Annotated in this window: 16 protein-coding genes; 10 read left to right on the top strand and 6 right to left on the bottom strand. The window is 40.3% G+C overall.

Annotated elements, in window-relative coordinates:
* Positions 1-329 precede the first annotated feature (329 nt).
* From ACO6S2_RS06125 to ACO6S2_RS06105, 5 genes are all read right to left on the bottom strand, one after another.
* Complete coding sequence (locus ACO6S2_RS06125) at positions 330-761, bottom strand: DUF1987 domain-containing protein (RefSeq protein WP_422361634.1); 432 nt, start codon at positions 759-761, stop codon at positions 330-332.
* A 289-nt stretch (positions 762-1,050) separates the two neighbouring features.
* Positions 1,051-1,497, bottom strand: coding sequence for a GNAT family N-acetyltransferase (locus tag ACO6S2_RS06120; RefSeq protein ID WP_422361633.1), 447 nt, complete (start codon positions 1,495-1,497; stop codon positions 1,051-1,053).
* 91 nt (positions 1,498-1,588) lie between these two features.
* Positions 1,589-2,020 carry a DoxX family protein gene (locus ACO6S2_RS06115; RefSeq protein ID WP_422361632.1) on the bottom strand — a complete coding sequence of 144 codons (432 nt, stop codon included), beginning with the start codon at positions 2,018-2,020 and terminating at the stop codon, positions 1,589-1,591.
* Positions 2,021-2,044: 24 nt separating this feature from the next.
* Positions 2,045-2,578, bottom strand: coding sequence for an NADPH-dependent FMN reductase (locus ACO6S2_RS06110; protein WP_422361631.1), 534 nt, complete (start codon positions 2,576-2,578; stop codon positions 2,045-2,047).
* A 49-nt stretch (positions 2,579-2,627) separates the two neighbouring features.
* Positions 2,628-3,077, bottom strand: coding sequence for a MarR family winged helix-turn-helix transcriptional regulator (locus ACO6S2_RS06105; protein WP_422361630.1), 450 nt, complete (start codon positions 3,075-3,077; stop codon positions 2,628-2,630).
* Positions 3,078-3,217: 140 nt separating this feature from the next.
* Between ACO6S2_RS06105 and ACO6S2_RS06100 the strand changes: the two genes are divergently transcribed.
* From ACO6S2_RS06100 to ACO6S2_RS06055, 10 genes are all read left to right on the top strand, one after another.
* Positions 3,218-3,973: a TerC family protein gene (locus ACO6S2_RS06100; protein WP_422361629.1), complete on the top strand. Its 756-nt coding sequence runs from the start codon at positions 3,218-3,220 to the stop codon at positions 3,971-3,973.
* A gap of 138 nt (positions 3,974-4,111) precedes the next feature.
* Positions 4,112-6,580, top strand: a complete 2,469-nt coding sequence (locus tag ACO6S2_RS06095) for an ABC transporter permease (RefSeq protein WP_422361628.1) — start codon at positions 4,112-4,114, stop codon at positions 6,578-6,580.
* Between the two features lie 83 nt (positions 6,581-6,663).
* Positions 6,664-7,002, top strand: coding sequence for a PadR family transcriptional regulator (locus ACO6S2_RS06090; RefSeq protein ID WP_422361627.1), 339 nt, complete (start codon positions 6,664-6,666; stop codon positions 7,000-7,002).
* Complete coding sequence (locus ACO6S2_RS06085; protein ID WP_422361626.1) at positions 7,003-9,612, top strand: ABC transporter permease; 2,610 nt, start codon at positions 7,003-7,005, stop codon at positions 9,610-9,612. It begins immediately after the preceding gene.
* A 178-nt stretch (positions 9,613-9,790) separates the two neighbouring features.
* Positions 9,791-14,578 (top strand): T9SS type A sorting domain-containing protein, encoded by a 4,788-nt coding sequence (locus tag ACO6S2_RS06080; RefSeq protein WP_422361625.1) that lies wholly within the window; start codon positions 9,791-9,793, stop codon positions 14,576-14,578.
* A gap of 135 nt (positions 14,579-14,713) precedes the next feature.
* A complete protein-coding gene (locus tag ACO6S2_RS06075) occupies positions 14,714-15,541 on the top strand; it encodes a LytR/AlgR family response regulator transcription factor (protein ID WP_422361624.1) in 828 nt (275 codons plus the stop codon).
* Positions 15,542-15,558: 17 nt separating this feature from the next.
* Positions 15,559-16,788, top strand: coding sequence for an alpha/beta hydrolase family protein (locus ACO6S2_RS06070; RefSeq protein WP_422361623.1), 1,230 nt, complete (start codon positions 15,559-15,561; stop codon positions 16,786-16,788).
* A 98-nt stretch (positions 16,789-16,886) separates the two neighbouring features.
* Positions 16,887-17,456: a hypothetical protein gene (locus ACO6S2_RS06065; protein ID WP_422361622.1), complete on the top strand. Its 570-nt coding sequence runs from the start codon at positions 16,887-16,889 to the stop codon at positions 17,454-17,456.
* Positions 17,457-17,747: 291 nt separating this feature from the next.
* Complete coding sequence (locus ACO6S2_RS06060; protein ID WP_422361621.1) at positions 17,748-18,653, top strand: hypothetical protein; 906 nt, start codon at positions 17,748-17,750, stop codon at positions 18,651-18,653.
* A gap of 35 nt (positions 18,654-18,688) precedes the next feature.
* A complete protein-coding gene (locus tag ACO6S2_RS06055) occupies positions 18,689-19,285 on the top strand; it encodes a DUF6090 family protein (protein WP_422361620.1) in 597 nt (198 codons plus the stop codon).
* On the opposite strand, the gene ACO6S2_RS06050 is transcribed toward ACO6S2_RS06055, so the two are convergent.
* The gene (locus tag ACO6S2_RS06050) at positions 19,282-19,845 is read right to left on the bottom strand and encodes a DUF3109 family protein (RefSeq protein ID WP_422361619.1); all 564 of its coding nucleotides are present in this window, start codon (positions 19,843-19,845) and stop codon (positions 19,282-19,284) included. The two genes, ACO6S2_RS06055 and ACO6S2_RS06050, sit on opposite strands and share 4 nt — an antisense overlap.
* Positions 19,846-19,869: the final 24 nt, after the last annotated feature.

The raw sequence follows: 19,869 nt of genomic DNA, 5'->3' as shown, positions 1-19,869 counted from the left end.
CGGCCTCATGTACAAAAAAAGGTTACGCTTTCACGTAACCTTAACCACCTTAATAAATTACCTTGAAGTCTTCGCTTAATACCTTTTATCCCATAGCTGGTAATAGACGAACCCCATCCTCACAGCCTATAATTCAGGTAATTGATAAAGGCTGTTTCTCTTTTCTTCTACTGCTGACTCCTTAGTAATTATATCATTACGCTAAGCATCGTGCATGCTAGCACGAACCCGAAGGTCAGAATTGTTCCCAACACCACTTGCTTAACTGTTTTTTCTGCTGACTTTAATTTCGGTTTCATAACTCTTTTGTTTTCTGTCCAATTAATATTTTATGCCGCGTTTAGTTGCGGTTCTTCTTCTGTTTCTTCTCCAAGAGAATTGATCACTGGTACGGATACAAAATTGAATTCGTATCCAAAGAATGAGCTAAAATCTTCACCCGCTTCCAACATATCATCGTCGTCATTCTCGTAATACCAGTTTACAATTACTCTTTTTCCTAGCTGATTTATACCATCCAATTTTCTAAGTAAGTTGAATATGCATTTAGAAGAGCTGGTATTGAAATATTCAAACGCAAGGTTTACTGTTATATTTCCATTATGACTCTCTACGTACTTGTCCATGTTTAATAATAATGAACCGTAAAAATTCAACGGGTTTTCAGGACTCGACTTCCCTCTTAGATCCAACAATTCCTTTTTTGGATTGAAGTAAACTGATGGTGTTACTCTTGAAGATCTGATAAAATACCCTTGCATAGTTCTAAATTTTTAATCCAATTCAACTTATTCGTTGTGAATAATAAATTTCTATGCTTCAAAGATGAGAACCTATCAGCTATAATAAAATACAGGATATCCGTAAATAGTTTTTTACGCAAACAGGAAATGAAATCGATGCGCCAATTAATAAAAAAAATAAAAGTCCCAATATTGACTGGAAATGGCCTTTTCCCAATTTAAAGCTCAAAAAATCATAGGGAAATTACCTACCTCATAAGCATTTCCTTCAAAATGAGTCAACTAGAGTGGTTTCCAAACTCTCCTCTTATTGGCGTGACCATAGCATCGGGTAGCAAATAATCTCACCGTTGTCCACTTTTTCGTCAGAATACTGGAACCCCAGCGCCTCATACAATCCAACCGCATGACTGGATGAAAAAACGGTCACCGTATCCAACCGAAGTTGGGAAAGCATATATTTCCACAAAGCACTGGCTATACCCTTATGATGGTAATTTTGATGCACAAACAAATTAAATAAGTGGTTGGGCTTTTTAATAGCGATCAAACCAACGAGAGTGTCTGATTCAAATGCGCCCCAATATAGAAACCCTTCATCCATATTTTTTCGCATTCCACTATCCAGTACTTTTTCTTTAAAGTTCTTATAACCCTCTTCTGAAAAGTCACTTCGACTGAAAATATCACTAACCGATTCAATCAATCGACTAGCTACTTCAATATCTTCTGATGTGAGTGATCTGAAATCCATGGCGACAAGATACGAAAAACCCCGACGTCCTGATATGAATCTGGAGTCGGGGTTTAAACCAACCTCAACTACTTGAACTAAATATTTTTAATCAATCCCAGTCGCCCTGTCCCTTTGATAGACTGTATTTTCCAGATCCTAAAAATGCGATACCTGCTCCCCCTACGAGATATATAGCTAGCAATTCGATCGCCCAAGTACCACGATCACTTAGACTAAAGATATCTCCAGTATGCACGAGCAACAGAGCTACAAGCATAGTAAAAGACATTACCAGTCCAGCCAGTCTTGACTTATAGCCTACCATAATAAGTAGTGGTGCTACGAACTCCCCAAGAATAACGCCATACCCGATAAACGATGGTATTCCCATATCCCCTAACATCCCGGCTATTCCACTGGCTCCTCCAGTAACCTTGCTATAGCCGTGGAAGACCATTCCAAAACCTAGAATAAAACGAATCAAAAACTTACCTAAATCCTCTCCATTAGGGCCATTAAAAATCTGTGCTACTTTTTTCATTTAAACTTTATGTTATGTTGATGATTATAATTTATTCTCCAATTGATTCGTCGCTTCTTTCAATCTTATTTGTTCCTCCTTATTGGTGATGACTTTCTCGGTGGTATCAAAAGACTCTGAAAACGACCCAAGACTATAAGTTGTTGCGACTTCGCCGGCGAAATATTTCATCTTGTTATTCAAATCTTCCAGACTACCCGCTGCACCTCTCTTGCCATTAGAAGTACTCAACAACAAAACAGGTTTACCGCCAAGAAACTTGGCCTCCACTCGTGAAGCCCAATCGATCGTGTTTTTCAGAAACGCAGTCAAGCTACCATTGTGTTCGGGAGTACCTATTATATAAGCATCCGCCTCAGATAATTTAGCCACCAAGTCCTTTATCGGCTGTGGAATTCCTTCTTTTTCTATATCAGCACTATATATAGGTGCATCATACTTTCTTAAATCCAAATACTCCACCTCATTATTTTCAATCAATGACCCTGTATACCTAACCAACTGCATATTGATCGATGTGGAACTATTGCTACCTGCAAATGCTATGATCTTTTTCATTTTGTTCGTTTTTACGTTTGTTGTAATTACATATTTATGAGCAAAAAAATTATCCTCGCATTTTATCAAGAAGGTTACTCAATTGCTCTGACTCCTCTAATGTCAATGCATTATTGGTTCTGCTTAATTTCTCCATTTCTGGATCCAACCGAGCCAGGAAGTCCATTCCTTTTTCAGATATTTTCAGGTTTATCATTCTCCTGTTATCCGGATTTACATCCCGCTCAACTAGTTCCATGTTTACCAGTTTATCCAGTAGTCTGGTTAGGTCACCACGTTTATTGATCAATACTTCCTTGATCTCGCTAGGACATATCGTGAGCGGATGTCTGCCCCTGAGTATCCTGAGGAGATTATAGTGCTGTTCATTGATATTGTAAGGCTTTAGCACCACGTCTGCGCGATCCCTCAACCAATTCCCTGTAAACACTACATTAATGATGGCCTTCTCTCTTGAATTCTTAAATGACGACTGTTTAATTTCCTCTTCAAATCTCATATTGCGACTATTAACGGAGTTACGTTATTTGTTGTTACAAATATTGAAATCTTTTTCTCCCTACAAAATTTTTTCCCTCCTTTCGTAATTAATTCAATGAGATTATTATTATTGAGCACTCAATTCAACCCATCAACACTATGGAAGCTCTACTCACTCCAGAATCGCTTATTGCTTTATTGACACTTACCTTCTTGGAAATAGTATTAGGCGTGGACAATATTATTTTCATTTCCATTGTATCTAATAAACTTCCAAAAGAAAAGCAGTCCAAAGCTCGTAATATTGGTTTGATGTGTGCGCTGGTTTTCAGAATTGGACTTTTATTTGGGATTACCTGGATTATTAGTTTCTCCCAACCGCTCTTTACTGTATTTGGGCATGCCTTTAGCGGAAGAGACCTTATTTTGGCTGGTGGCGGATTATTTCTGATAGCCAAAAGCACAGTTGAGATTGGTCACAAGATGGAAGTGATGGAAGATCACGAGGTAGTAACCAAAACTACCGCTACACTAGCAGGAACGATCGCTCAGATCATCATGCTCGACATTATTTTCTCCTTTGACTCCATTTTAACTGCCGTAGGATTGACGAGTCAACTTACTATTATGATTATAGCTGTCATTATTGCCATGTTTATCATGATGGCCTTTGCCGGTAAAATCAGCGCGTTTATTTCTAAACACCCTTCATTAGAGGTGCTCGCCCTTTCCTTTTTGATCCTGATTGGCTTTATGCTCACAGTAGAGGCCATGGGACATCATGTGCCAAAAGGATATATCTACTTTGCAGTTTTCTTCTCACTGATAGTTGAGGTGTTAAATATCAGAATCAGAAAAGGCAGACAGAAAGTTCAATTGAACAAACGAAGTAGCTCAAAGTCTGCTCAAGGTTAATTTTTGCCAGGTGTGAACACCTTTTTGTCCGCATTTGTACATTTTACGAAACAGAAAAAAATATAAACATCTATATTTCAACAAGTTACGTAAATGGCACAGAATTAGTCCATCTCATTTCGACTTATACTTGAAATTATGCTAAAACATTATCTACGACAGTTCTTCAGAAACCTGAAGCGCAATCAACTATTCTCACTCATTAATATTCTCGGCCTATCTGCCGGTATATGTACCTCTATGCTCATCTATCTCTATGTGGATTATCATACCAGTTTTGATAATTTTCATAAAAATGGCGACAATATCTACCGTGTCAACCAAACCTTTATTTGGAGCGATCAAGTCGATGAGCAATTCGGATCAACAGGCCCTGGTGTAGTGTTTTCTATGTGCAATGAGCTTCCTGAGATAAAACGAGGTACAAGACTCTACCAACTTGGGTATTTGGTCACTTCCGAAAACGAACAAGGACAAAAAACATCCTTTTTAGAACCTGAGGTAATCGCCGCGGACTCTAATTTCTTTGATGTGTTTTCTTTTGAATTGCTAAGGGGTAACAAAGAAAACATTCTGATCAATCCAAAGAATATCCTACTCACTGAATCAATGGCTACAAAGTATTTTGGTGACGCTGACCCCATGGGAAAGTTGCTCGAATTAGAGTACGGTGAAAATAAGTGGTCCCACCAAGTAGCAGGAATCATTGCCGATCCACCTAATAATTCCTCGGTTGTTTTTGATATGCTTCTACCTATGAATGCTATTGGTCGTGTAAAACGTCAAAACTGGTCATGGCTTTGGACCGGATTTGTTACCTACATTGAATTGCATCCTGAAGCAGATGTAGCCCAAGTTCGAGCAAAGATGCAAGACATTCCCAGAAAGTATGCCGGATTAACGTTGCAGCGACTAATGAATATGTCATTCGACGATTATTTGAATGAAGGGAAAAAATGGGAGATTTTTCTTCAGCCATTATCAGATATTCATCTTAATATCAATGTATTCAATAGAATTTCTACGCCGGTTAACATCAGTACTGTATATGCTTATGGTCTAGCAGCCGGCTTTATTATTTTACTGTCCTGTATCAATTTTACTAATCTTACCACCACTCAGCATTTAAAAAGAGCAAAGTATACCGGAATCAAAAAACTATTAGGTTCATCCAGATGGCAATTGAGTTTAGGTTATGTATCTGAGTCTTTTATCTATTGCATGATCTCGGCCATCATCGGCATGACCTTGTTATGGTATGTAATTCCATACTTTGGTGAGCTGACTGAAACTCCGCTGAACATTAACAGTGTTGCAAATCCGAAAGTTATGGGATTGTTATTTGGCCTCATTGCATTCATGAGCTTGATCGCGGGTGGCTATCCAGCCTTATTCCTCAGTGCATTCAAACCTATAGATGCAATGAAAGGAAAAGTGAAAACAGGTAAAGAAAGTGCACCACTAAGAAACGGGTTGGTGATTGTTCAATTCGCTGTTTCTGTTATCCTAATTTCATCTACTTTGATTGCCTTTGAGCAATTGTCCTACACCCACCAAAAAGATGTAGGGTTCAAAAAAGAAAACCTGGCAGCTATAGAACATTTGGAATGGATGGACGAAACCACAAGGGAAAGTTTCATCAATGAGTTAAGCCAAATTCCAGGTATTAAAACAACCTCTTTGTGTACTTCGGTTCCTCCAAATCACTGGGCTGGAGATCAGTTTGAGCCAATAGATGCACCAACTCAAACCCTACCCATGGATTACTCTCTCGCAGATGACGACTACTTAGAAACACTAGGTGTGGAACTGCTGTTTGGAAGAAATTTTTCAGACGATTTCACAGAAGACAATAGATCTGTCATCATCAGCGAACAAGCAGCTCGCACTATCGGGTGGGATCTTGATGAAAGCATTCTTGGCAAAAAAATCACCTACAATCATGGGAAGATGATTTTCAAAGTTATTGGTGTAGTAAAAGACTTTCACTACCGTGGTCTAAGAGGCACTATGGACGCCTATGCTTTATTCTCACATGAGTCGGAAATGCACGATAGCGGTAGAGTAAATGCTTTGTTTTCTCTAAAAACAGAATCTACCGAACAAGTACAAGATGCGCTTACTGCCATCGAAGCAAAGTGGAGAAAATTTGTCGGTGATCGCCCCTATGTATATTCTTTTGTAGATGAAACTTTTGCGGCCAGCTTTCAAGCCGAACAAAATTTTCTACGCGTGCTGTCTTTATTCTCTACGCTAGCCATCCTCATTGCCAGTTTAGGACTGCTGGGAATTATCATCTATGCCATCGAGCAGCGAACCAAAGAAATTGGTATAAGGAAAATTGTAGGCGCTAACGTTTGGCAAATTGCGGTATTGCTTTCTAAGCAACACGCCCGATTGATTTTGGTAGCAATTGTCCTAAGCATTCCAGCTACACTTTGGATGATGCAGCAATGGCTTGAAGATTTTAGATATCGCATAGAAATTTCACCTTTCGTTTTTGTCGTGTCCGGATTAACCATCCTCGGCTTGACTTTGGCCATCTCTGGTTTCCATTCGGTGAAAGCAGGATTCTCCAATCCCGTAGATGCGATTAAGGATGAATAAAATCTCTAACTAAAATCAATACTACAATTAGGAATTTACTTACTCATTGTATATTCTTGCAATACTACAATTAGGAAATAACTATGGGTAAATTTCAATTGGGCGAATTTGAAGAAATCGTCATGCTCACTGTGGGTGTGCTCTATGGAGAAGCTTACGGCGTATCTGTAAAAAAAGAAATCGAATCAAGACTACAAAGAACCGTGAGTGTAGGTGCTCTACAGTCTGCTTTGAACAGACTGGAGACCAAAGGATACCTACAATCCGAAGAAGGCGGGTCAACAAGCGAACGTGGAGGGAGACCCAAAAGGTTTTTCAAAATAACCGCTCAGGGCAAAAGAGCTATTGAAGACACTAAAGAAATGAGGAATCAATTGTACTATGCGATTCCCAAAGTTGCTTTGGATGTAAAATTTACCTAAATGACTCCCTTCAGGTTTTCTCAACAGCTCTTTCGCTGGTTTTGCGACCCCAAACTACACCCTTCTATAGAAGGTGATTTGCTCGAATTGTTCGAAGAGCACGTTAAGACCAAAGGGAAACAAAGAGCCAAATGGCAGTTTTTATGGGAGGTAGTAAAACTGTTCAGACCAGGCATAATCAAATCATTTACTGGAAATCAAAGATTAAATCAACTCGGAATGATCAAGAATTATTTTAAGATCGGATGGCGAAATGTCATGAACCAGAAGCAATTTTCTGGCATCAATATTATAGGACTCACCATTGGCATTTCCGCTTGCCTACTGATCCTTTGCTATGTCTACAATGAATTATCGTATGATAAGTATCATTCAAACCTAGATAGAATGTACCGGGTGCTCCATGCTTATGGTGAATCAGAATCTCCAGCAGCAGAATCCTACCAAGTCTGGGGATCTGCTCCCGCAGGACCTGCCATGATGGATAAGTTTCCAGAAGTAGAAAATTTTTGTCGATTTACAAGTCCATCGATTTGGCTTATTGAAAATGACGATAAAAAATTTCAGGAAGACAATATTTTGTTTGCTGATTCTTCTACTTTTCAAATGTTTAGCTGGCGTCTATTGGCTGGCGATCCCGAAACCGTGCTAGTCGCACCAAACAGCATTGTACTTACCCAATCCATGGCCATGAAATATTTTGGTACCGTGGACATTGTTGGGGAAACACTAATAGCTGATCATGAGCAACAGTTAAAAATTACTGGAGTCATGGAGGATGTTCCTCCTCAATCGCAAATGACATTTGATGCACTGATCTCCATGACATCGTTCCATAACTGGCGTCCTGGAATTTTTAGCAACTGGGGCTATGTAGATTTCTACACTTATCTACTACTGAATGAAAATACTTCCATAGCCTCTCTTAGGGATAAAAACAACCTGATTTATGATGAAATGAGCGAATCAGAAAGGCACTTTCTTGATTACGAACCTATGAAGGGAGCCTATCTCCATTCGGTAGCTGCTCGCCAACCAGGAGACGTAGGTAGTATATCTAATGTTTACATGCTAAGCTCCATTGGCCTATTTATTTTGATTATAGCTTGCGTGAATTTTATTAACCTAGCGACTGCTCGATCTGTAGAAAGAGCCAAAGAAGTAGGTGTTAGAAAAACATTGGGCGCATTGAGACATGATCTGACGTTTCAATTTCTAACAGAATCTATACTCATTGCTATTTTCTCTTCGTTATTGGCCATTGGGATCGTAGCGCTCATTGTACCCTATTTTCATTACTTAGTAGGTAAACCAATCGCTTTTGAAGGGTTATTGACCGCTAAATATGCTGCCTTCTATATTGGCATTACTCTGTTCATAGGCATACTTGCAGGCTTATATCCTGCATGGGTTTTATCTAGATTTAGTCCATCACAAGTCTTAAAAGGAAAATTCAGATCTTCTCGAACTGGCACAAAGCTCAGACGAAGTTTAGTTGTCTTTCAATTCTGTCTGGCTATCATTTTAGTAATAGCTACAACAGTGGTTTATCACCAATTGCAGTATATGCAAAACAAGGACATGGGATTTACCCAAGATCAGATGGTGGTTGTAGATTTTGGCTGGGACAATGCCGTTCAAGATCGAATGAAACTCTTAAAGCGTGAATACCTGTCTCATCCTGATGTAATTTCGGTATCCGCATCACGAGCTGTGCCTGGTGACTTTTTCCCCAACGCTGGTACTGGAATTGAAAACCCATTTGGAGAAATTCAGTACCATGCACCTGCCATTTTTGAAATAGACGCAGATTTTGTACCCAATTTTGATATTGAAATGGCGGCAGGAAGATCCTTTTCAAAGGATTTTGTCAATGATTCGATCGAATCCCTTATGGTAAATGAAGCAGCCCTGTCTCTTTATGGATACAGTAGCGCGGAAGAAATTATTGGAAAGAAGTTTTCACAATGGGGAAGAAAAGGCAAAATCATCGGCGTCGTAAAAGACTTCAACTATAAATCTTTACATGCTAAGATTGAGCCCCTATCCTTAAGATATGGCCAAAACCGGGACCTTAGAAGAATTGCCATCAGAGTAAATTCCAATCGCATGCAAGAAACCATAGCTGAACTACAAATGATCTGGGACAACCTAGTGCCACAGAGACCATTCAACTATGTATTCCTGGATCAATCCTTCAATCAACATTACAAATCTGACCTTCGATTCGGAAGACTTTTTGGTGTATTTGCGCTAATCGCCATATTTATTGCTTGCTTAGGTCTATTCGGCTTGACAGTTTACGCTACTGAACAGCGCGCAAAAGAAATCGGTATAAGGAAAGTATTAGGAGCTTCTATTCCTCGAATCATGAGTCTGATAAGCAAAGAATTCTTAGCTCTGGTAATTATAGCAGCGATTGTGGCCATTCCTATTTCGTGGTTTGGCATGCATTTATGGCTTGAAGGGTTTGCGCATAGAGTTACGCTGACTGTTACCATGTTTACCATTGCTGTTATGTCTGTTGCATTCATTGCCATGTCTACCATAGGATGGCAGATATTTGCTACCGCACGTCGAAACCCTGTAGATGTTATAAAGGATGAGTAATTAAGATTTTGTCTGCATGCATGTAAGGAAATTACCTATTAGTTAGTGATATCCCCTATACGCTATATAATAATAATCCTATATTTATTTCATTCGTCGATAAAATAAGAGCATTTAACTAGAAATAGTCATATTTTTCCCCTGAATGCATAACTTGCAAGTCAGAGAAGGATCTACAATGAAAAGGGGATTTAGAAATTTACTCAATACAGTATTTATATTTTGTGCATGGACAAGTTCTGCACAAAATCCAGGAAATGTTAGTTCTAACCTACAGCTATGGCTGAAAGCTAACGCAGGGGTGACTGGCACCACCCAGATATCTGCTTGGGCAGACCAAAGTGGTCAGGGCAATAATGCAGCAATGGGGACCGCTGCCAAGCGCCCATCACTCACTACAGACGCCTTCAATTTCAACCCAGGAATTACCTTCGATGGTACCGATGACATGCTAGACGTACCCTACGCTGCTGGACTCAATGGTAGCAACGTGACAGTGTTCTCGGTACATAGATTAGCAGCAGACGACAACAGCTGGAGATCTCCATTCACCAGTCGAGATGACTATCCGCAAAGAGGGTACATCATTTACGTAAGACAAGATACTGATCAGTATGACCTTTGGACCGGATCAGATTCGGGGTGGGACACCTTTACTCAAGCCATACTTCCAGGAGCCGATGTCCAGATACTCAATGTTACCCTCAATGAATCACCGGGAGATAAAAGTTTTTATTTAGATGGAAATCTAGAGTCTAATGGCACTGGTGAATCGTACACCCCGAATGCTGCGCGACCCTACAGAGTTGGCGCCGGGAGCTCAGAAACAGTAAACGGTCAGTACTTTTGGTACGGTGACATAGCCGAACAAATTGTTTTTAATCGTGAATTAAATGCGGATGAGCGTCTAAGAATTGATAGTTATTTGGCCATCAAATACGGAATCACGCTGACGCATGACTATTTCAATGTAGACTACGACGGCACCAATGCAGCCAGTACCACTGTGTATGATGTAGATGGTGGATATGGCAACGATGTAGCAGGCATTGCTCAAGAGACTGCGGAAGGCCTAGACCAAACCAAGTCTCGGAGTATCAACGATAATTCAATTGTCACAGTCACAGCAGCCTCTGACATGGATGATACCGAATACTTAGTTTGGGGAAATAATGGTGCTGCCGGAACCACTACTACTGGACTACCAACAGGTTTTGACCAAAGAGTGAATAAAGTTTGGTACTTCTCGGAAACAGGTGATGTAGGAACCGTAAGCGTAAAATTTGACTTAACAAAAATTGGAGGTACTACCACCGATCCCGAAGATTTCGCTCTATTGATCAACAATGGATCTCCTACCTTTACCTCGCCAACTGTTCATACTAGCGGAGCGTCAATCAGTGATAATGTGCTAACATTTACCAATGTGGAGATTCAAGACGGAGACTACGTCACTTTGGCCGTATCTCCCGTAGGTAGCCCTGGAGGAGTAGCTAGCAACCTAATGCTATGGCTCAAAGGCGATCTTTATACTACAGACGTAGATGGCGTTACCCTGGACCTTTGGTCCGATCAAAGTGGAAACTCAAATCATGCCGAACCCGAACCCTTCGACAGGCCCGTCATTGAAACTGTGAATACACTAAACCAAAATGCCTATATCAATTTCACTGCGGACAATGCCGGTCAGGTCAATCTATCATCCGTTTCTGAAGAATATGAATTCCTTTCAGTACTACGCACTTCTACCAATGGTGTAGATATTTTTGAACGAGACAATAATGCTAATCCCAGATTGGAAGTAGAAGGAGGTGTATATAGAGGAAATGGAAATACAGGTTTTATTTCTACTTCCTCCACGGGATCTTGGCAAATTTTAGGATTCGAACAAAACGCAACAACAGAGAATATCTACGTAAACGGTATTGTAGAGGACTTCGTAACAGGTAATGTGACCATTCCTGCCTCTACTGATTACAACCTATTAACTGACTTCACGGGTGAAGTTGCTGAAGTAATTTACTACGAGGTAGCCTTAGACAACACTAACAGAAGAAAGGTAGAATCCTATCTGGCCATAAAATATGGGATTACTCTAGACATTACTGCTCAAGACTATCTAGACGGATCGGGCACTTCAATATTAGATCGTACAGCTTTCTCTGGCTACGCATTCAATATTGCAGGTATCGGAAGAGCTGCAGCCGAAAATGGTGATGATGCTCAGGTGTTGAACCAAACCCAATCCCAAAGTATCAACACTTCGGCTATAGTAAGCGTGAGCAATGCCTCCGACATGCAAGACGGAGAATATCTAATATGGGGAAGCGACAATGAAACGGCACCTGTATCACTCACTGAAGTAACTCCTGCACCAGCCATTACTGGAGTAGATATGATATTGAACAGGAAATGGAGGGTAGCCGAGACTGGAGATCTAGGAACAATCACTATTGCCATAGACATCAGCAGTGTTTCAGGAATCACGGATCGTGATATAGGAAACTACTCACTTGTGATTGATAATGACGAAAACTTGAGTAGTCCAACAGCCGTCAGTAAACCTACCTCTGTGGCTTCCAACATCATCACCTTCGAAAATGTGGATTTTAGTGATGGAGATTATTTTGTTCTTGGTACGGCAGTAAGCGCTTCTCCTGGAGGTATATCATCCAATCTTGCTCTATGGTTTAAGGCCGATGCAGGTATTACTACAGCGGGATCTAATGTGACGAGCTGGGTGGATCAATCGCCAACAGGACTGGATCTTGATTCTCAAAATGACGTACCAACATTGACCAGTGCCGCACTCAATTCTAATGACGTGGTGTCCTTCGGTGGAAATGATAATATCTATAACTCCGGCACTTACGATACAGAAAATTTACTGTCCGGAGGAAGCTTAAATGGACAGCACACCTTCTATATTGTAGCCCAGCATTCACTTACTAATCCTGCTGCCAGAAATTCCTTCTTTAGTAACGGAAGTGATCAGTTTAGACAAGGTTTGCATACCAACCCGAGAGTGCATATTCGAGAATCAGGATCAGCCAACAATAATATCACACCGCCTGGGACAGTCAACGTAGATGAACCCAATATATATGTGATCAAACGAACCTCCGGAGGTGCAGGTGGAGGCACCTTATATATTAACGGTAACACTATTAATACCTATAATACCGATGCAACCGGTGTAACTGATGATACCAAAATTGTAATTGGAGGAGAAAATGATGCAAATGGCACAAATGCCTGGGTAGGTAATATTGCAGAGGTCATCACTTTTGCCATCAGTGAAGATGATACCGACAGGCAAAAGATTGAGACCTATCTAGCCATCAAGTATGGCATCACACTGGGGAGCAACTATATCGCAACTGATGGCACTACTATAATATACGACGTAAGCAATGGCTACTCCAACGACATTGCCGGAATTGGTAGAGATGACAGTGAATTGCTCGCTCAACTACAATCTAAAAGCGAAAACAATGATGCCATCATCACCATGAGCAATGCCGCTGACCATGAAGATGGTGAATATCTAGTGTGGGGAAATGACGATGGTGCTACAACGGAAACAGCAACTGGTTTGCCTTCAGGAGTGAATCAAATGCTGACACGAAAATGGTCGGCTTCTGAAACGGGCGACGTACAGGGTACTCAGATCGAATTCGATTTGACTGGATTGACCATTACTGGAAGCACTGTTGATGATTTTGCATTGATTGTAGACGTAGATGCTACATTCAACGATGGTGATGAAATACTCATTACTGCCGGAGATTTTACAGCAAATGTGGTCACTTTCTATAATGTAGATTTAGCAGATGGAGCCGTCTTCAGTTTGGCTACTAGCATTGCCAGTAGCCTGGATGAAATTGCAACCACTGTAGGTGATTATGAAGTGACTACCAACTGCCCAGTGTTTAGTGGCAACAGCTTTATTGACGTTCGTGATAACAATAATCAACTGGTCTATTCTATCAACCCCAATGGTAACGATCTGGGTGCTACATGCTGGGGAGTAAGAATCCGAACCAGCGGAAGCCAAACAGACGATTTAGTCAATAACGAAGATTATTTCTTAGACAGAAATTTCTACCTCGACCCTACCACACAGCCCGTTTCAGATGTCACGATTCGCTTTTACACACTTAATGAAGAAATTGACGACATCAGAGCTGAACTAAATGGAGATGGAAAAGCTAATGGCAATGACGTAGATGAATACTTACAGGATTTCCTTCGGGTGACTCGACAAGATGGTACTGACCTAGAACCGCTTGATGGCTCTGGAACACCCGTGGTTTACACACCAACCACATCAGTCTACGGCTCTACCGGATACATCTTAGAATTAGAAGTTGAAGCCCTTTCAGAATTTTTACTGGGTACGGATAGTGACAATCCCAACCATGCCCTACCAGTAGAACTTCTCTATTTTACCGCATCATCTCAGCAAGACCAAATTGTATTAGAGTGGGCTACAGCTTCCGAGTTCAACAACGACTATTTCACCGTCGAGCGCAGCAGAGATGGCATCGATTTCGAAGAGATTGACTATGTAAACGGTGCCGGGAGCACCACAGCCGTAAACCACTACAGCATCGTAGATTACAATTCGTTGGCCGGAAAATCATTCTACAGACTAAAACAAACCGATTTTGACGGAACTTTCAGTTATTCTGAGGTGATCAGTGTTACCCATACGCAGCATCTACAATTCAATGCGTACCCAAATCCTGTAGGAGATGTGGCTTATCTTGAGGTAAATAATTCTCTGTTCGCAGAGATGTTCAGGATAGAAGTTTTCGACGTCAATGGAAGCACCATGAATGTACCTTATACCCAGGAAAATGACCGCTCAATCCAATTGGACACTTCACGCCTTAGAAGTGGAATGTACGTACTGAGACTATCTGTATCTGAGAGCGTTTTCTATAGCCGTATCCTCAAATAGTATTAAATCACCTTTCGATTCCAAGGGTAGCATATTTCAAATTTGTTATCTTGATGATAGAAATGTGAAACTCACATTTAGCATGACGTGACTCAATAAATTTTGATACCTCATCTGATCAATTTCATCCAATTTATGCACCTGAAGTACCGAGGGTTTGTACTGTATGCATTTGCCATGGTGCTTTTCTTGGTGCTCTTTGAGTCAGCACAGCAGTACTATTTCATACTCCAATTTGAATTGGCTTCGGCAGACCAGTTTTCTATCATCGAGTTAGCTATAGCTCACGCTTATCGATGGATGATTTGGCTTTCAATTATGTTGACCTATTGTGGTGCTATTATTTATACAGGGAAATCGAATAGAGTTTTTAATTTGACTAAGACCTGGCCTGCTATTTCGCATCTGATCATACTCATTCTAATCAACGTACTTGTTATTTCACTAATTCAACTGGTACTTAGTAACAGAGCATTGACCATAGACAACATCTGGGACAATTGTGTGTTTTTCTTCTATCAAAAAACACCTATCTATACTTTGGCACATGTCGCCATGCTAGGTTTATTTCATTTGGTTAATGTCAATCAAAATCTAGCCGTTGAAATCCTTGATCTCAAAAACAAAATAAAGAAAAAGGACTCTCAGGCACTATCAATCAAAATTGGAAATAAGAATAAGATCATTCCTCTTTCAGACATCCTTTGGATAGAGGCTTACGATTATTGTGTGAAAATCCATACCGTCAGTCAGCACACCTATGCGATGCGAAATTCACTCAAGGCCTTGGAGAAAAAACTCCACGATCGTCAGTTTCTTAGGGTTCACCGTAAAGCAATTGTTAATATGAAGAAGGTTTCTGAAGTGAATTTCAACTCCTCCTCATTCCTTACACTAGAGAATCATACTAAAATCGATATCTCACAAAGCAGAGTCCGGGATGTAAAATCCTTCTATGGTTGAACTTGATAAGACATAATATGGAAATGTTTATAAGCAAGAAATTAAAACAATCTTCAATTTGCTCTTCTTCATGGGTGCAGGCAACTTTCTTGATTGTTGCCTTTTTTCTTTATTCCTGCGGATCAGACAGTGAGCCAGATCCAGTTGAAAATAAAACTTTAATCTCGGCTACCGAGATAGCCAGTTATCCAGTGCAATTGTTGCAGTTTGGTGCCAATCAACAAGGTTTCTCGGCTATCAGCGGACAACTTCAGTACGACATTACCATCTACAAGATAGAGTACCTGACTACGTACTTAGGCACCGAAATAACTGCCTCAGGATTGATTGGAGTACCTAATACAGAGGAAGAGGTTCCTACATTGAGCTTTCAGCATGGAACGATTGCCGCACATGCCGATGCACCAACAGAGAGTGATGAGGGTACATTTTATGCTTCATTCGCTTCGCTAGGTTATATCTCTTTAATTCCTGATTTTATTGGGTTTGGCAGCTCATCGGATTTCCTACATCCATACTATCACGCTGAATCTACCGCAGAATGCATCATAGATATGGTTAGAGCTGCCGAAGAGTTTATTGCTGAAAAGAATTTAAACAGCAACGGCAAATTGTTTCTGGCTGGATACTCAGAAGGAGGATATGCGACCATGGTAACCCATAAAAGAATCGAAGAGAAATATGAGAACGAATTTAATTTAGTTGCGTCCGCTCCAGCATCTGGGGGATATGACCTGGTAGGAATGAAAGATTATTTTATTGAACTCGAATCTTATAGTCAGCCTTTTTATTTAGCCTATCTGGCCCTTTCTTATACAGATGTCTACGAATGGCCAACATTGTTATCAGATCTGTTTAATGAACCTTATGCCTCCACCATTTCAGAACTTTTTGATGGAAGCAAAAGCGGAAGTCAGATCAATGCAAGCCTAACTACGGATATCAAACAATTGCTAACCGAAGACTTTAGAACAAACTCAAATGACTCTAAGTATGATTTGTTGAATCAAACACTCGAGACCAACAGCCCAATAAGCTGGCAACCTAAGCATCCGATCTTTATGTATCACTGTTCTGCAGACATCACCGTCCCGTATCAAAATTCGCAGAACACATACAATCATTTAATTGATGCAGGCGCTGACGAAAGCAAAGTAACCTTCACCACAATTGACGGTGCCACGCACAACACCGGTGTTGCTCCTTTTGTTATTGATTTTCTTTCTGTCTTCTCAGATCTCAAGTAGATTCTTCAGCATGCTTACTGCAATTCTATTAGTGCTCCCTGCACAAGTCTAGGGGTATTCAAGAGTTCTGTAGATATTGATCCAAAAAACAAATTACTATGAAAACTCAAATAATCAGCATGCTATTCGCATGCATCAGCTTTTCCTGTTTTGGTCAGTATGATTACGCACCATCCAAGGAATTTCCTTTTGGCAGACCGAACCCCAAGGCTCCTGAACAAATCAAGGATTATGAACCGATGATTGGCACGTGCCAATGCAAATCTACCAGCAGAGCTCCAGATGGAACCTGGGCCGAAGAAGTAGATATGGCATGGACCTTCCAGTACATTATGAATGGACTTGGAGTCCAAGATTTTACATTAAAATCTGATGGCACTCACTCGGGGAGCATTAGACAGTACGATGCAGATAGTGCCAAGTGGTTCGTACACTACTATACCTCTCGTGCTACGGGCACCGTACCTCTATCCTATTGGACGGGGAACTTAGAAGAGGACAAAATTGTACTTTACAAACCTCAAAAATCACCCCAAGGACTTGAAGGTTTTTCAAGGCTCACGTTTTATGATTTTTCAAAAGATGGATACAAATGGGTCGGAGAATGGATAGACGCAAACAATACTATTGTTTATGCATTTTGGAAAATCGAATGTAAACGAGGGTAAAAAATAAGCTGAAAGAGTGATTGATCCCTTGGGTCAATTACTCCTCAGCCCATCATTTTACAGGTGAAATAAGCAGGTTGAACCAAGATCCTGTGCTTTTCAGATGGGCGTTGCACATTTTGGTTCGCTTCATCATAATTAATTTTCCCAATCTGAATATCTCCGAAAATAACTAAATGAAGGATTGATTGCAAATAACGTTTATAGTCTGTCCTATGCTCAGAAGCGTCACTGGTAATAAAGCTAGATTTTTTGTATATTGTTTATTGTGTAAAGTCTACATACATCAATATGCAGATTCCATCGATCGAGATTAAGAACCCAATTGTGAAACAGTTGAGCTATGCCGTACTCTTCGGAAGCCTTTCTGCACTATTTGGCTCTGTCAGAATGCTACTCCCGGGTATTGAAGGTGCTGGTAGTGACTTTCGGGAAATTCCTTTACTCGTCAGTCTCTTTTATCTCAATCATCCAATCTACATCATTCTTTCCTCTTTGATTACGTCTGTGGTGGCTCCACCGAATGCCATGATCAATACCTTTGCCATGCACGTTGTAGCCTTGATAATCGGGTTCTACGCATACAAGAAAATAAAGACTTACAGTTTCAATCATTATGTACTGGGCACCGTCTGGATAGTATTTACAGTTATATATTATTACCTGTTTCTTATACCTAGTTTAGTAATTACGAATGAGCTCCTTAGCATGAACCAGGATATTGGTATGATTAATAGTTACCTATCTATTATATCTACTATGCAATTTGAGCTCACAAGTACTGCATTGGTTACAAGTATTTTCTTGATCCAGCTCGAAATACGAAGATCCCTTGAAGACCATAAGAAGAATTTAGTGATTATGGTAAACAAGAAGACCAAAGCACTGGCCGATGCCAACCACGAATTGAAGAGCATGAATGAGAATCTGGACCATCTGGTCAAAGAAAGAACTCAGAAGGTTCAGGAGCAATATGAGCAAATGTTGAAGTACGCCTATCTTAACTCTCACGAGGTAAGGGCTCCATTGAGTAGAATGCAAGGCTTGATGTCTATCATTATCCAAGAACAGGATATCCAAAGTAAAATGGAGCTGATCGAAAAGCTCAAGTTATCCTCTGAAGAGCTCGATGCCATCATCATTGAAATGAGTCAAATACTCGAATCCGAATTGATAAAAGGTAAGAAAGTATCATAAACTTTTAATTCCCTCTTTTTGCTTAATTTCATCTCATGAATAGACATAAAATTTGGGAGTACATTATTCAAATAGTAATTGTCATTTTCGGTGTATTCCTGGGCATTCTGTTGAGTGAATGGAATAACGATCAAAAAGACAACAATCGTCAAAAAGTTTTTCTCTCTCATATGGCAAGTGAACTAAATGGCCACAAAAATCAGCTTGACCTGGTCATACCATATCACGAATCAATTACTAAGGCGGTAGATAGCGTAATATCCAATAGCTCCAAAGAAGAATTGAAAACAGCCTTTATTTGGGATGGAGCCTGGGGTAAAATCCCAAAGTGGCAAGGCCTTAAATTATTTCCTCTTCGTACCCCTACCTACGAATCAGCTAAATTCAGTGAGGTTTTGGCAGGAATGGATAGCGAATTATTAGAATCGATTACTGGATATTACGAATCTGTAAATTCCTATAATACGCTCTGCAATGGAATTTCGGAAAAAATATTAGATATTAACTCACAAACCGAATATGTAGATGTTCTACTATTGGTCATGATCATAAAAGGAGACGTTTTAGGAACTGAAAAAGGTATCAAGGCCTCCACGGACTCACTCATTCAAAAAATCGAACGGAAGCTTTAACTACCTTCAATTTCCTTAACTAACTCAGCGTACCACTTCTCCCCGTACTTGCGGATTAGTGGGTCTTTCAAAAATTTATAGATAGGCACTTTCAGCTCATCGCCTAACTTACAAGCCGGATCACAGATGTCCCACTGGTCATAGTTCAGTGCATCATAATGATCATATTTAGTTATCCTTATCGGATACAAATGACAGGAAATTGGCTTCTTCCATTTGGTTTTACCATCCAAATAGGCTTGTTCGATGGCGCACTTGAGGATATTTTGTTCGTCGTATATCGCGAATGCGCACTCTTTGCCTCCGATAGTAGTCGTGGAGTAGTCTCCCTCTTCATCCAGAATATAACTGCCCTCCTTTTCGAGCACTGCAAGTCCTTCCTTAGACATATAAGGTTTAACCGCCTCAAGTACCTCCTCCAATTTTGGTAATTCGTCTTCCTCCAGTGGTGCACCTAAATCTCCTTCCACACAGCAAGCACCATGACATTTGTTCAAGTCACATACAAAATGTCTTTCTTTGATGTCATCGGATAGGACAGCATTATCTAATATGATCATAGTATTCGAATTGAACCACAAAGT

Origin of the sequence: Reichenbachiella sp., from assembly GCF_965233835.1 — a bacterium.
GTDB lineage: Bacteria > Bacteroidota > Bacteroidia > Cytophagales > Cyclobacteriaceae > Reichenbachiella.
Note: the sequence above shows the minus strand (reverse complement) of the source record. Positions and strands in the feature narration are given on the sequence as shown.